We start from the raw sequence: 13,313 nt of genomic DNA, 5'->3' as shown, positions 1-13,313 counted from the left end.
TCACTTGTCCGACAGCAGCTTGAGCACCTTGTCGGTGATGTCGATCTTGGGTGTGCGAAATGCCGCTTCCTGCAGCACCAGATCGTATTTCTCACCGTTGGCGATCTGCTGGATGGCGTTGTTCACGCGCTCCTGCAGGCCGGCCAGTTCCTCGTTGCGACGCGTGTTCAGGTCTTCGTTCAATTCGCGCTGCATGCGCAGGAAGTCCTGATTGAGGCGTACGAGTTCCCGCTCCTTGGCCTTGCGATCGGCTTCGGGTAGCTGGCTCTTGTCGAGCGTCTGCTGCAGCGCCTTGCCCTGGGCGGAGACCTTTTGCAGATCCTGCCGGCGCAGATCGAATTCCTTCTCCAATCGCTTGGCCGCGCGTACGGCCGGCGCCGATTCACGCAGGATGCGCTCGGTGTCGACAAAGCCGATCTTCATCTCGGCCGCTGCAAAGCCCGAACATGTCAACCAGACCACGGTCAGAATCGATACGAAACGCGCTTTCATCTTGTCACCCTGCCTGAAACAACCACTGCTTAGAACACATTGCCCAGCTGGAACTGGAAGCTCTCGGTCTTATCGCTTTCCTGCGCATTGAAAGGCTTGGCCCAGGACAGCTTGATCGGTCCGATCGGAGACACCCAGGTAAATGCCATGCCCGCCGAATAGCGCAGCAGGCCGAAATCGACGTCCTCACCCGTCCCCCAGACCGCACCGGCATCGGCAAAGATGCTGAGTCGGGTGGATTTGTCATCCTTCATGCCAGGAATGGGGAACAACAGCTCCACATTGTTGACGAACTTCTTGTTGCCACCAACGCCATCACCCTCTTCGTCCTTCGGGCCCACGGTACCGAACTCGTAACCCCGTATCGACGATACGCCACCGGCATAGAAGTTCTTGTAAAACGGGTATTCGCTGTCGTTGTATTGATCCCCCCAACCCAGATCGACGTTCCACATCAGCGCAGTGGTACGCCACAGCGGGATGAAGAGCTGGTTGGACAGCGTGACCTTGTAGAAATCGAGATCGGACCCGGGAATGGTGATTTCGCTACCGATATTGGTCAGCATGCCGCGTGTTGGATACGCGGCGCTATCACGGGTGTCACGCCCCCAGGAGGCGCTAGCGGTATAAGTGGTATTGGTCTCGCCGTTGCGCTCGATGAATTCAAGCACGCGGCTCGGCGAGGAGTCCGTCGTCTGCAAGGTCAGCCGCTCCGCAGCCAGACCCAGCGTCACGCGATTGGTTTCAGATGTTGGTATGCCAAAGCGCACGCTGCCACCATAAGCCGAGGTCGAATAATCACCGATATCGAGCTCGGAGGGGTCGGTATCGCGGCGATACAGGTTGTAGCCGACCGAGATCCCATCCGGCGTGAAATAAGGCTCGGTCAGCGAGAACGAATACACCTTGTTCGCGCTGGAGTTGTTGAACTCACCGGTAAATTTCTTGCCCGACCCCAAAAAGTTGTTTTGGGACAGCGAAAGCACGAACACGATGCCTTCGGATTGACCGTAACCGGCGCCAATATTGAAGTTACCAGTCTTCTTCTCGGTGACCCGCACCGTCATGTCGACCTGATCGGCTGCGTCAGGCACCGGAACGGTATCGAGCGATACTTCGGAGAAGTAATCGAGCTGATCCAGACGCTGCTTGGAGCGCTTGATCTTGCTGCCGTCGTATTGCGCCGCTTCGAGTTGGCGCAACTCGCGGCGGATCACCTCATCACGGGTGAGGTTGTTACCAACGACGGTGATGCGGCGCACGTAAACCTTGCGACCCGGATCCACGTAGATGGTAAACGCAGCGCTACGCGCCTCCTTGTCGATCTGCGGCACCGCGTTGACGTTGGCAAAGGCATAGCCTTCGACGCCCAGACGCTCCGAAATCGCCGCTGTTGAACGGTTGAGTTTTTCACGCGAAAAGACCTCACCGGCCTTGAGATCGACCAGCTGCGACAACTCGTCGGGGGCAATGACGGTATCACCAACCAGCTTCACATCGCTGACCGTGTACTGCTCACCTTCGGTGACGTTGATGGTCAGAAAGATGGCTTCGCGATCCTCCGCCAGCGCAACCTGCGTCGAATCGACGTTGAATTCCAGATAACCGCGATCCAGGTAGAACGAGCGTAATGCCTCCAGGTCGGCCTGGAGCTTGGGCTTGGAATACTGATCGGTCCGGGTATACCAGGTCATCCAGTTCGGCGTGGTCAGCGACAGTTGCTCGATCAGCTCATCCTCGTCGAACGCCTTGGCACCGACGATGTTGATGAGCTGAATGCGGGCGACATCGCCCTCCGAGATATCAAATTGCACGCCGACCCGGTTGCGTTCCAGCTTGGTGATCTGCGTCTTCACGATCACCGAGTAACGGCCGCGGGCATAGTATTGCTGCTTGAGCTCGTTGACTGCCGCATCGAGCACGCCCTGCTCGAAAATGCGCCCCTCGGCAAAGTTCTGGCTGCGCAATGCCTGGCGGATCTGGTCCTTCTCCAACAGCTTGGAGCCGTTGATGTTGACCTGGGCGATCGTCGGCCGCTCCTCCACGGTCACGATCAGCGTCGTGCCGTCCCGCTCGATGCGTACGTCGTTGAAGAAGCCGGTGGCGAACAAGGCCTTGATCGCTTCGCTGGCGCGCGCGTCATCGACCGTTTCGCCCACCTTGACGGGCAGGTAGTTGAACACGGTGCCGAGGTCGGTACGTTGCAGGCCCTCTACGCGAATATCGCGGACCACGAAGGCATCGATAGCCCAGGCTGTGGTAAGGGGTGCGCCGAGCGCGGCAGCCAGCAGCAGGTGGAGCGGTTTCAGTTTCATGGTGTCGGATCGGAGGGGCCGGTTCAGCCAGGGACGAAGCGATTGAAATCGTTGAACAGCGCCAAAGCCATCAGCGCCAGCAATAAGACAAGCCCTAGACGTTGGCCGATTTCCTCAACGCGGGCGGGGACCGGACGACCGGTCAAAAGCTCGGCCGTATGATACAGCAAATGCCCGCCGTCCAGCACCGGCACAGGCAGCAGGTTCAGTACGGCAAGGCTAAGACTGATCAGCGCCAGGTAATCGAGGTAAGTGCTCCACCCCGCCTTGGCGCTTTCGCCCGCGTAGACGGCGATCGTGACCGGACCGCTGATCTGGTCGAGCGGCGCCTGGGCGATCAGCATGCGGCCAAACATCACCAGCGTGATCCGGGCATAGGTCCACGCCTTATCTAGCCCTTGCCCCAACGCCTCAAGCGGTCCGTATTCCAGCCGGATCCGTTGCGCGGCCCAGCCCGCCTCGTCCACCGTGGGCACCAGGCCCAAGCGCCCGACGGTGCGGCCATCGACCGAGCTGCGCTCCGGCGTCGCCGTCAGCTCGAGCTGAGCGCCGTCCCGGCGCACGGTGATTTTCGCAGCCTTGCCTGCGGAAGCGCCGACCTGCACCTGAAAGGCTGACCAGGATGGCACAGGCTGGCCATTGAAAGCCACGATTTCATCGTGCTGGCGGAATCCCGCGCGCTCGGCCGCGCTGCCAGGCGTCACCTGCGAGACCCTCTTCAGTACCGGCACCGGACTCAAGCCCAGGCGTCCGAGCAATTGTGGATTGATATCGCGTACCGCAACCGGCGGCAACTCGATCTGGCGCTCGCCCACGCCCGCCCTATGCACGGTGAGGCGCAGCGGCTCATCACTACCGGCTTCGTCGATCAGGGCAACGAACAGGCGCTCCCAGCTGACGATCGCGGTATCGCCTACGCGGACAATCTCGTCGCCATTGGCCATGCCCGCCATCGCGGCCGGACTGCCGGCCCGCACTTCGCCCGCAACCGGACGCAGCGCGTCTACCCCCCAGGCATTCAGGCCCCAATACAAGCCGCACGCCAGCAGCAGATTGGCAAGGGGCCCCGCCACGACGACAGCCATCTTCTTCAATGGGTGCTGGCGATTGAACGAGCGGGCAAGATCCGCAGCAGGCACGGCCGCCTCCCGTTCGTCGAGCATGCGCACATAGCCACCGAGCGGTAACAACGCGAGCTGCCACGTCGTATCGCCGCGCTGCCATTGCAGCAATGGCTTGCCAAAACCGATCGAGAACGTCAGCACCTTCACGCCACACCGCTTGGCGACCCAGTAGTGGCCGTACTCGTGGATGGTGACGAGCACCCCCAGCGTGACGATGAAAGCGAGCACGGTCAGCACGGCACGCCCTCGCGCACAAGCCACGCCAGCGCCGCTTCCCGCGCCGCGGCATCAGCCTGCATCAACGCCTCCAGGCTGTCCGCGGGCAGGTGCGCCAGTTGGCACAGCACCGTTTCGTTCAAGGCAGCGATGCCGGGAAACGACAGCTTGTGCTGCAAGAAGGCATCGACGGCCACTTCGTTGGCGGCGTTGAGCACGGCGGTCGCGGCACCGCCGGCCTGCAGCGCTTCGAACGCGAGGCGCAGGCAGGGAAAGCGCGCCAGATCCGGCGCTTCGAAATCGAGGCGGCCGACGCTGAAGAGATCCAGCGACTTGACCCCGGCCTCCACCCGCTCCGGATACGCCATGCCATAGGCGATCGGCGTGCGCATGTCGGGCGCGCCGAGTTGCGCCAGCACCGAGCCATCGGCGTATTCGACCATGGAATGCACGATGCTCTGCGGATGCACCACCACCGAAATTTCGTTCGGCTGCGCATTGAACAGCCAGCGCGCCTCGATCACTTCCAGCCCCTTGTTCATCAGGCTGGCCGAATCGACCGAGATCTTGCGACCCATCGCCCAGTTGGGATGCTTGACTGCTTCTTCGGGCGTGATGGCGGCAAAGGTGTCAGCGGCACGGGTACGGAACGGCCCACCGGAGGCGGTGAGGATGATGCGCCTGACGCCAACGTCGCTCAGCGTCTGGGCATAGGGATGCTCGCGATGAGGGCGCGGCAGCACCTGGTAGATGGCGTTGTGCTCGCTGTCGATCGGCAGCAGCTCGGCGCCATGGGCATTGACCGCGTCCATGAACAGCCGACCAGCCAGCACCAGCGTTTCCTTGTTGGCCAGCAGCACCCGCTTGCCGGCGCGAGCCGCTGCCAGCGTCGGGCGCATGCCGGCGGCACCGACGATGGCCGCCATCACCGCGTCGACTTCGGGTGCGGTCGACACCGCTTCCAGCGCCGCGGTGCCGCACAACACTTCCGTTTCGCTACCGGCGCGCTTCAAGTCGCGCGCAAGACGCTCGGCCGAGGCTTCGTCGAGCACGACCACATAACGCGGCCGGAACTGCAGCGCCTGCGCCAGCAACTTGTCGAGCTGACTGGCACCGGTGAGGGCATGAACCCGATAGCGATCGGGGTAGCGCGCCACCACGTCGAGCGTGTTCACGCCGATGCTGCCAGTGGCGCCAAGCACGGTCAGAGTCTGGATGGAGGACATGGGGGTATCCGGTAAAACTAGTGGGGCAGCCAGTAGATGACCGGCAGGGCCAGCGGCAGCAAGGCAATCAGGCTATCGATACGGTCCAGCACGCCACCGTGTCCGGGCAGCAGATTGCTCGAGTCCTTGAGTCCGGCCTGGCGTTTGAACAGCGATTCGATCAGATCGCCGATGATGGAAACGGCCAACAGCAACCAGCCGGCCAGCAACATCGCCCACCAGGAACGGCCGGCCAGGTGCGCCAGCACCAAGGCATAGATCGACACGCCGAGCGCGGCGCCCGCCACACCTTCCCACGTCTTGCCGGGGCTGATGGCCGGTGCGAGCTTGTGGCGACCAAAGGCCTTTCCCGCAAAATAGGCCGCAGTATCGGCGACCCAGGCGATGGCAAACACCGCCAGCACACCGAGCGGGCCGACCGCGCCGCGCAAGGCGACCAGCGCGAGGCCGGCAGCCAGCAGCAGCAGCAGCCCGATCGGCAGCCCGCGCGCCAGGGTCTGCGCCAGCGGCCAGCGCCAGCGCAGCCAGGCCGGAGCGACCAGCAGCCAGAACAAGGCACCGGCCAACACCAAGGGCCACCAGGGAGCGTCATAAACGGGAATGCGACCCGGTGCCAGCGCGACGATGGCGGCGACGACCAGCAGCGGCAGCAGCAGCGTTGCGGCACCTTTGAGCGCGCACAGCCGACTCCACTCCCAGGCCGCAAGGCCGCAGACCAGCGCACAGAACAACACCCAGCCCGAATGCGGTAGCCAAAAGAGCGCGGCCAGGACCAGTGGCAGCAGCGCGATGGCGGTCAGGATGCGTGTTTTCAGCATCCGCTGGCCGCCTGCAATTGCTCGCTGGTGCGGCCGAAGCGGCGCTCACGCCCCTGATACCAGGCAATGGCGTCATTCAGCGCCGTCGCGTCAAAGTCAGGCCACAACAGATCGGTGAAATACAGCTCGGAATAGGCCAGCTGCCACAGCAAGAAATTGCTGATGCGCTGCTCACCACCGGTACGGATAAAGAGATCGGGTTCGGGTGCGTAGCTCATCGCCAGATAAGGCGCGATATCGTCCTCGCCCACCTGCCCGGCCTTGTCCGGCTGGACGGCAAGCAGCGTATTGATCGCGCTCAGCACATCCCAACGACCGCCGTAGTCCGCGGCGATCGACAGGGTGAGCCCGATATTGCCGGCAGTGCGTGCCTCGGCCGCCTCGATCAACTTGACGAGTTCGGGTGCGAACTTGCTGCGATCGCCGACGATCTTGAGGCGGATGTCGCGCTCGTGCATGCGGTCAATCTCGGTGCCCAGCACCTTGAGGAACAAGCCCATCAGGAACGAGACCTCGTCGGCCGGACGCCGCCAGTTCTCGCTGCTGAACGCAAACACGGTGAGGTAGCGCACGCCGAGCGCGTCGCAGGTCTTCACCGTCTCGCGCAGCGCATCGACGCCTTTCTTGTGGCCGAACACGCGCGGCATCATGCGTTGCTTGGCCCAGCGCCCATTGCCATCCATGATGATGGCGATGTGCTGCGGCACGCTTGGCACCTCGGCAGGCACGTCGCGCGTGGAACTGCGGAAGATTGCCACGTCCGCTCCTTAAACCGTCATCAGCTCTTTTTCTTTCTCGGCCAGCAGCTTGTCGATGTCGGCGATATAGCGGTCGGTCAGTTTCTGCACATCATCCTGGCCGCGGCGATCGTCGTCTTCGGAGATTTCCTTGTCCTTCAACAGACGCTTGAGCTGGTCGTTGGCGTCGCGACGCACGTTGCGCACGGCCACGCGCGCGTCCTCGGCCTCGCCACGCACCACCTTGGTCAGATCCTTGCGGCGCTCTTCGGTCAGCATCGGCATCGGCACACGGATCACGTCGCCATTGGTGGCGGGATTCAGACCCAGATCCGAATCGCGGATCGCCTTTTCCACCTTGGCCACCATGGGCTTTTCCCAGGGCTGCACGCCGATGGTGCGCGAATCGATCAGGTTGACGGCCGCAACCTGGCTGATCGGGGTGGGGGTGCCCCAGTAATCGACCATCACGTGATCCAAGAGGCCGGTGTGGGCGCGGCCGGTGCGCACTTTGGCGAGGTTGGCCTTCAGCGTCTCGACCGATTTCTGCATCTTGGCTTCGGTGTTCTGTTTGATCTCGGCGGTCATCACAAATCCTTATGCTACGAAAACGAACAGGCGGGAACGCCGCCTGTTCAATGCAATGCTTGCGGACTACTGGCGACGGACTTCGTCGCGAATTCAGCAGTGTACCAGCGTGCCTTCGTCTTCCCCAAGCACGACGCGCTTCAAAGCGCCTTGCTTGAAAATGCTGAACACGGCGATATTCATCTTCTGGTCACGGCACAGTGCAAACGCCGTGGCATCCATCACCTTCAGGTTACGGCCGATGGCCTCGTCGAAGGTCACGGTCTGGTAACGCACGGCGTCCGGGTTCTTCTTCGGATCGTCCGTATAGACGCCGTCGACCTTGGTGGCCTTGAGCACGATATCCGCGCCCACTTCCATGCCACGCAGCGCGGCAGCGGTATCGGTGGTGAAGAACGGGTTGCCGGTACCGGCGCCGAAGATCACTACCTTGTTTTCTTCCAGATAGCGGATCGCCTTGCCACGGACATAGGGCTCGGCCACTTGCTGGATGGTCAGCGCGGACTGCACCCGCGACACCACGCCGGCGTGGCGCATTGCATCTTGCAGCGCCAGCGCGTTCATCACGGTGGCGAGCATGCCCATATAGTCAGCGGTGGCACGGTCCATGCCGGCCGCGGCCGGCGCGACGCCACGGAAGATATTGCCACCACCGATGACCACGGCGACCTGCACCCCAAGGTCGACCACGTCCTTCACTTCGCCGACGATGCGTTCGATCGTCGCACGGTTGATGCCATAGCTATCCTCGCCCATCAGGGCCTCGCCGGAGAGTTTCAGCAGGATGCGCTTGTACTTGGGGGCCTGGCTCATGCGGATTTCCTTATCGATAGGGACTCTGGGCGTGGAAACGCCGCGCGTTGCCGCGCGGCGTGTTGCGGGGGGTAAACGGCCCCGCCGGGCCGTTGGCACTTACAGCTTGGCGGCCGCTGCCACTTCCGCAGCATAGTCAACTACGGCCTTTTCGATGCCCTCGCCGACCACGATCAGGGCAAAGCGGTTCACCGTAGCGGACTTCGACTTCACCAGTTGCTCGATGGTCTGCTTGCCGTCCTCGGCCTTGACGAACACCTGGCTCAGCAGCGTCACTTCCTTCAGGAACTTCTGCACCGTGCCTTCGGCGATCTTGTCCAGCATCTCGCCCGACTTGCCCGCTTCCTTGGCACGCTCGATGGCGACGCGACGCTCGGTTTCGATCAGCTCGGCATCGACGCCCGATGCGTCGAGCGCCTTGGGCTTGCTGGCGGCGATGTGCATGGCCAGGTCCTTGCCCAGTTGCTCGTCGCCACCGGTGTAGTCGATCAGCACGCCCAGCTTGGCGCCGTGCAGATAGGCAGCCAGCTGACCGCTGGTTTCGTAGCGCACGAAGCGGCGCAGCGTCATGTTTTCGCCGAGCTTGGCGATGATGGCCTTGCGCAGGTCTTCGACGGTTGCGCCCGAGTCGGTCTTCACGTCGGCCAGCGCGACGATGTCGGCCGGGTTGGCATCGACCACCGCCTTGGCGGCAGCGCGCGCGAAGGCGGCGAAGTTCTCGTCCTTGCCGACGAAGTCGGTTTCACAGTTCACTTCGATGATGGCACCGAGCTTCTTGTCGTCGGAGATGTAGGACACGACCACGCCTTCGGCAGCGGTACGGCCGGCCATCTTGGACGCCTTGTTGCCCGACTTGATCCGCAGCAGCTCTTCGGCCTTCTTGATGTCGCCTTCGGTCTCAACCAGCGCCTTCTTGCATTCCATCATGCCAAGGCCGGTCAGTTCGCGCAGCTCGGCAACCATTTTTGCGGTGATGTCCGCCATGGTGTTCTCCTGAATTCGTCTAGATTGCGATTACGAAAAAGGGGCTGCGTCGCCCCTTTTTCGCTGATATTGCTGATGAACGATTACGCTTCGGCGGCAGCAGCGGCTTCAACGATTTCGGTCACGGCCTGGTTGCGGCCTTCGATCACGGCGTCGGCCATGGCGCGGGCATACAGGCGGATCGCGCGGGACGAATCGTCGTTACCCGGGATCACGTAGTCGATACCTTGCGGATCATTGTTGGTATCGACCACACCGATGACCGGAATGCCAAGCTTCTTGGCTTCGACGACGGTACCGTGCTGGTAGCCGGTATCGATGATGAAGATCGCGTCCGGCAGACCCTTCATGTCCTTGATGCCGCCCAGCGAGCGCTCGAGCTTCTCGACTTCGCGCTGAATGGTCAGCAGTTCTTTCTTGCCGTAGCCGCTGTTTTCGTCGGCCAGGATCGCTTGTTGCTCTTCCAGGCGCTTGATCGATTGCTTGACCGTCTTGAAGTTGGTCAGCATGCCACCGAGCCAGCGATGGTCGACAAACGGGCTGCCGGCGCGCTGCGCTTCTTCAGCCAGGATTTCGCGGGCTTGGCGCTTGGTGCCAACGAACAGGATAGTGCCCTTGTTGGCCGACAGGCGACGCACGTACTTCAGCGCGTCTTCGAGCAGCGGCAGGGTCTTTTCCAGGTTGATGATGTGAATCTTGTTGCGTGCACCGAAGATGTATTGACCCATCTTCGGGTGCCAGTAACGGGTTTGATGGCCGAAGTGAACACCGGCCTCGAGCATTTCGCGCATGCTGATCGACATGACTGATTTCCTAATAAGGGTTATGGCCTACCGTTCGCGCGACATCCTGGCCTGAGCCAGGACACCCTTAAGGGGCGAACCGGGAAGATTTCCGCGACTTTGCGGAACGCGCAAGTATAGCGTGGATGCATGCCGGACCACAAGACGCCTCAGATCTCGCGGCAGGCAGGCACCCGGATCGCCGCGCACAGACTGGCCAGACGCGTCTGCGCTTCCAGCAGCAGGTCGGCATCGCCGGTGGCGCGCGCAATGCGGGCCAACAAGGCAAAATCGTCGGCAAGGAACGCTGAATCGGCCAGCTCCTTGTCGAGCGTGATGGCCTGCTGCAGCGCTTGCCTCGCAGCGGGAACGGCGCCCGCGTTCAACTGCAATTCGGCCTGCAACCGGTGCGCGTGCGCGCGCTCGGCAAGCGCCAACGCCTCGCCGAGCGCCAGCACGTTGGCGATCCGCGCCGCCGCGAGTGCGGGATCGCGCGCCAGGTTCAACCGCGCCTCCAGATTGTCGAGCTGTGCGGCGATCGCGCAAGGCGACGCGCACAGCGCGCGCGCTTGCGCCAGTCGCCTGCCGGCTTCGTCCGGCTGCGTTCTGGCCGACAGCACCGCCAGTTGATACGCCGCACGGCCGCGCAGCGCGATCGGGAACAATGCCTGTTCCGGCATGCCGGCCAGCACATTGCCCGCGGCGGCCACCTCGCCCTGGCGGGCAAAGGCCCGCGCCAGCCCTAGCCTGGCTTCGCCCTGCCCCGCCCAATGATCGACGCTGCGATAGGCGTCGAACGCGGTCTGCCAGGATGTCGCGGCGTCAGCATAGTGCTCGGCCCGCCAGGCCCGCTGCGCCGCCTTCATCGCCGATTCGGCAACTGCCAGGCGCGGCGGCTGCGCCACCTTGGGTTCGCTGGCGCAGGCGGCCAGCAGCAAGGCCATCGCAAGAATCTGGATACGCATCACCTCACTCCCTGCTCGTCGCGACCGGTGCCGAGGCATCGGTCGGCGTCAGCCATAGCTTGAGCGGCCAGCTGCGGCTGGCGCCATCGAGCATGTCGTTGCCGGTGCTGACGAGATCGTCGGCATTGCGCACCAGCGATGGCAGACGCGGTGCGGCCTCGTCGATCGCCTTGCGCGCGGTGCTCGCCGCGGCGTGCGCCTCGCTGGCCGCGCCCTGCGCCTGCTGCAAGGTACCGTCGAGCTTGTCCATCACGCCAGGCAGCTTGTTCTCGATTTCGGCGGCGATGCGTTCGGTGCGCTGCAGCGTGGCCTGCAGCTGGTTGACGGCCTGCGGCACCTGTTCGGCGGAGAGCTTGTCCAGATTGGCGAGCAGTTGGTCGACTGCAGCGCGCGTGGTGCTGAGCTCTTCAGTGAGCTTGCGCACATTGGCCACCGTGCCGCGCAGATCACCCTGCGGGTCATTCAGGTAATCGAGCGTGCTTTGTACCGAATCAATCACCGGGATGGTGCGCTGGCGCAGATCGAGCGCGATCTCGGACAGGCCCAGCGTCGGTGCATAGGTGAGCTTGGCACCGTCCTCCACCGGCTTGGCATTGGGGCTGCCGCCGGCGATCTCGATATAGTGATCGCCGATCAGGCCCTCCTGCTGCATCAGCGCCATCGAATCGGGCTTGATCCATTTCATGTGGCGCTCTTCGATCAACAGCTCGACGTCGACCTTGGCCTGATCGTTCAGCGCCACCTTGTCGACCACGCCGATCTTGAAGCCAGACAACCGTACCTGCATGCCCGCAGCCATGCCATTGCCGTTCTCGGCGACGAAATGCAGCCGATTCTTGGGCACAAAATAGCCCTGTTTGTAGCCCAGCAGGGCGATCACCACCAGCACCAGCATCAGCGCGCTGCCGACAAAGGCGCCGACACGCCAGCTCAGCCATTGGAAACGCGGATCGACATCCTTAAGCAGCTTCATAGTCGCCCGATACGATAAGTTGCCCGGCCTCGTCCAAGACCAGGCGGCGATAGCCCGGAACAGGCGGCGGATACGCCGCCGCCACGAAAGTAACCGCCGATTGCGTCAGGCGGTCGAACAGCGCGCGGCAATCGAGCCCGCGGCCATAGGAAAGAAAACCAAACCAGTCCCCGTCAACCACCAGGCAGCAAGGCTCGAGCATGGCCGCACGCACCAGCGCCAGCTCGCGCTTTTGCTCGCGCGCCAGCGCGGCTGGCAAGCCCTGGCACAGCTTGGCTGCCTCGTCCTCGGCTATGCCGATTTCGTCGAACAACGTCAGCAGCACTTGCTCCAGCCGCGCCAACGGCTCGGCATGGTGGTACCAGGCAGGCAGGATCAGGTTCTCCCACACTCGCAGGTTGTTGACGAGGCCGCCACTGCCGTCAAGGCTGGCGACTAGGCCGGGCCATTGCGACTGGGCCGCCAGCGCCAGCATATCGAGCTGGCGATCGCGCAGATGCTCGCCAGGCACCTCCAGCCAGTAGCGCTCGCCCAGGCGCACTTCCAGCGGGATGGCGAGCGACAATACAAAGCTGTCGGCCATCAGCTCACCAGTGCCCAGACGAGATCGAGCAGAAACACCGCCACCAGGCCGCGCACCACCGCGCGCGACGACGCCTTGGGTATCTCGGTCACATAAGGCTGGGCACGCAGACCGACCACGCAGGCAACCAGCGACGCGGCCATGCCAAACAGCGCGGATTTCCCGAGGCAAGTCAGCACCATGCCCGGAGTCAGCACGCGATCGGCCTGCAACAACTGGTAACTCACATCGGCACCGGAGGCGAACACCGCGCCGCCGACCTGTACCGATACCGCGAGCAAAAAGCCCAGCAGCGCGGAAGCCACGGTCATGCCCAGCACGCGCGGCAGGATCAGATAGGCAACAGGATCGATCCCGAAGCGCATCAGGCTGCGGATCTCGCCATGCACCCGCATGCTGGCGAGCTCGCTGGCCACGGCGGAGGACGAGCGCGCGATCAGGATGAGACCGACCATCAAGGGCGTGATCTCGCGAAAGCTCAACATCGCCAGCAGGCGCTGCGCCGCTTCGCGGCTCTGGCCGTACTGGTCATGCAGCTGGCTGACCACGATGCCGCCCAGCGCGAAACCAATCAGCAGCACGATGTAGGCCGCCTCATTGCCGGTGAAGTAGACCTGCTTCATCAGCACGCGCCGCACGGGTGGACGACGCAACTCGAGCAAGGAAGTGAATACGGTGGTCAGCGCCATGGCCTGAT

The 13,313-nt window shown here is 63.1% G+C and carries 14 protein-coding genes; all 14 read right to left on the bottom strand.

The window, feature by feature from the left end:
• Nucleotides 1-492, bottom strand: coding sequence for an OmpH/Skp family outer membrane protein (locus NLI84_RS11840; protein ID WP_255990399.1), 492 nt, complete (start codon nt 490-492; stop codon nt 1-3).
• Nucleotides 493-521: 29 nt separating this feature from the next.
• On the bottom strand, nt 522-2,807 hold the full coding sequence (gene bamA, locus NLI84_RS11835; protein ID WP_255990398.1) for an outer membrane protein assembly factor BamA: 2,286 nt from the start codon (nt 2,805-2,807) through the stop codon (nt 522-524).
• 23 nt (nt 2,808-2,830) lie between these two features.
• Nucleotides 2,831-4,168, bottom strand: a complete 1,338-nt coding sequence (gene rseP / locus NLI84_RS11830; protein WP_255990397.1) for an RIP metalloprotease RseP — start codon at nt 4,166-4,168, stop codon at nt 2,831-2,833.
• On the bottom strand, nt 4,162-5,373 hold the full coding sequence (ispC, locus tag NLI84_RS11825) for a 1-deoxy-D-xylulose-5-phosphate reductoisomerase (RefSeq protein ID WP_255990394.1): 1,212 nt from the start codon (nt 5,371-5,373) through the stop codon (nt 4,162-4,164). Before ispC ends, rseP begins: the two co-directional genes overlap by 7 nt.
• Nucleotides 5,374-5,390: 17 nt before the next feature.
• A complete protein-coding gene (locus tag NLI84_RS11820) occupies nt 5,391-6,191 on the bottom strand; it encodes a phosphatidate cytidylyltransferase (protein ID WP_255990393.1) in 801 nt (266 codons plus the stop codon).
• The gene (gene uppS / locus NLI84_RS11815; RefSeq protein WP_255990392.1) at nt 6,185-6,949 is read right to left on the bottom strand and encodes a polyprenyl diphosphate synthase; all 765 of its coding nucleotides are present in this window, start codon (nt 6,947-6,949) and stop codon (nt 6,185-6,187) included. The genes NLI84_RS11820 and uppS overlap by 7 nt, the downstream gene beginning before the upstream one ends.
• 9 nt (nt 6,950-6,958) lie before the next feature.
• On the bottom strand, nt 6,959-7,516 hold the full coding sequence (frr, locus tag NLI84_RS11810) for a ribosome recycling factor (protein WP_255990390.1): 558 nt from the start codon (nt 7,514-7,516) through the stop codon (nt 6,959-6,961).
• 93 nt (nt 7,517-7,609) lie between these two features.
• Entirely contained in the window at nt 7,610-8,329 is a 720-nt protein-coding gene (gene pyrH / locus NLI84_RS11805; protein ID WP_255990388.1) for a UMP kinase, read from the bottom strand.
• A gap of 99 nt (nt 8,330-8,428) precedes the next feature.
• Entirely contained in the window at nt 8,429-9,313 is an 885-nt protein-coding gene (gene tsf / locus NLI84_RS11800; protein ID WP_255990386.1) for a translation elongation factor Ts, read from the bottom strand.
• Between the two features lie 83 nt (nt 9,314-9,396).
• Nucleotides 9,397-10,116 carry a 30S ribosomal protein S2 gene (gene rpsB / locus NLI84_RS11795; RefSeq protein WP_255990385.1) on the bottom strand — a complete coding sequence of 240 codons (720 nt, stop codon included), beginning with the start codon at nt 10,114-10,116 and terminating at the stop codon, nt 9,397-9,399.
• A 149-nt stretch (nt 10,117-10,265) separates the two neighbouring features.
• Nucleotides 10,266-11,060: a tetratricopeptide repeat protein gene (locus NLI84_RS11790; protein WP_255990383.1), complete on the bottom strand. Its 795-nt coding sequence runs from the start codon at nt 11,058-11,060 to the stop codon at nt 10,266-10,268.
• 4 nt (nt 11,061-11,064) lie between these two features.
• Nucleotides 11,065-12,033, bottom strand: coding sequence for an MlaD family protein (locus NLI84_RS11785; protein WP_255990382.1), 969 nt, complete (start codon nt 12,031-12,033; stop codon nt 11,065-11,067).
• Nucleotides 12,020-12,616: a hypothetical protein gene (locus NLI84_RS11780; RefSeq protein ID WP_255990381.1), complete on the bottom strand. Its 597-nt coding sequence runs from the start codon at nt 12,614-12,616 to the stop codon at nt 12,020-12,022. Before NLI84_RS11780 ends, NLI84_RS11785 begins: the two co-directional genes overlap by 14 nt.
• Complete coding sequence (locus NLI84_RS11775; RefSeq protein WP_255990380.1) at nt 12,616-13,305, bottom strand: MlaE family ABC transporter permease; 690 nt, start codon at nt 13,303-13,305, stop codon at nt 12,616-12,618. The genes NLI84_RS11780 and NLI84_RS11775 overlap by 1 nt, the downstream gene beginning before the upstream one ends.
• Nucleotides 13,306-13,313 lie beyond the last annotated feature (8 nt).

Origin of the sequence: Chitinolyticbacter albus (assembly GCF_024437655.1) — a bacterium.
GTDB lineage: Bacteria > Pseudomonadota > Gammaproteobacteria > Burkholderiales > Chitinibacteraceae > Chitinolyticbacter > Chitinolyticbacter albus.
The sequence above is the reverse complement of the archived record's forward strand: the minus strand, read 5'-3'. Positions and strand labels throughout refer to the sequence as shown.

What these genes read in the sequence shown, in the direction of transcription:
- NLI84_RS11785 (WP_255990382.1), bottom strand. Translation starts at nt 12,033, where the DNA reads ATGAAGCTGCTTAAGGATGTCGATCCGCGTTTCCAATGGCTGAGCTGG.
- NLI84_RS11840 (WP_255990399.1), bottom strand. Translation starts at nt 492, where the DNA reads ATGAAAGCGCGTTTCGTATCGATTCTGACCGTGGTCTGGTTGACATGT.
- NLI84_RS11775 (WP_255990380.1), bottom strand. Translation starts at nt 13,305, where the DNA reads ATGGCGCTGACCACCGTATTCACTTCCTTGCTCGAGTTGCGTCGTCCA.
- rpsB (WP_255990385.1), bottom strand. Translation starts at nt 10,116, where the DNA reads ATGTCGATCAGCATGCGCGAAATGCTCGAGGCCGGTGTTCACTTCGGC.
- tsf (WP_255990386.1), bottom strand. Translation starts at nt 9,313, where the DNA reads ATGGCGGACATCACCGCAAAAATGGTTGCCGAGCTGCGCGAACTGACC.
- NLI84_RS11780 (WP_255990381.1), bottom strand. Translation starts at nt 12,616, where the DNA reads ATGGCCGACAGCTTTGTATTGTCGCTCGCCATCCCGCTGGAAGTGCGC.
- bamA (WP_255990398.1), bottom strand. Translation starts at nt 2,807, where the DNA reads ATGAAACTGAAACCGCTCCACCTGCTGCTGGCTGCCGCGCTCGGCGCA.
- NLI84_RS11820 (WP_255990393.1), bottom strand. Translation starts at nt 6,191, where the DNA reads ATGCTGAAAACACGCATCCTGACCGCCATCGCGCTGCTGCCACTGGTC.
- frr (WP_255990390.1), bottom strand. Translation starts at nt 7,516, where the DNA reads ATGACCGCCGAGATCAAACAGAACACCGAAGCCAAGATGCAGAAATCG.
- ispC (WP_255990394.1), bottom strand. Translation starts at nt 5,373, where the DNA reads ATGTCCTCCATCCAGACTCTGACCGTGCTTGGCGCCACTGGCAGCATC.
- pyrH (WP_255990388.1), bottom strand. Translation starts at nt 8,329, where the DNA reads ATGAGCCAGGCCCCCAAGTACAAGCGCATCCTGCTGAAACTCTCCGGC.
- NLI84_RS11790 (WP_255990383.1), bottom strand. Translation starts at nt 11,060, where the DNA reads ATGCGTATCCAGATTCTTGCGATGGCCTTGCTGCTGGCCGCCTGCGCC.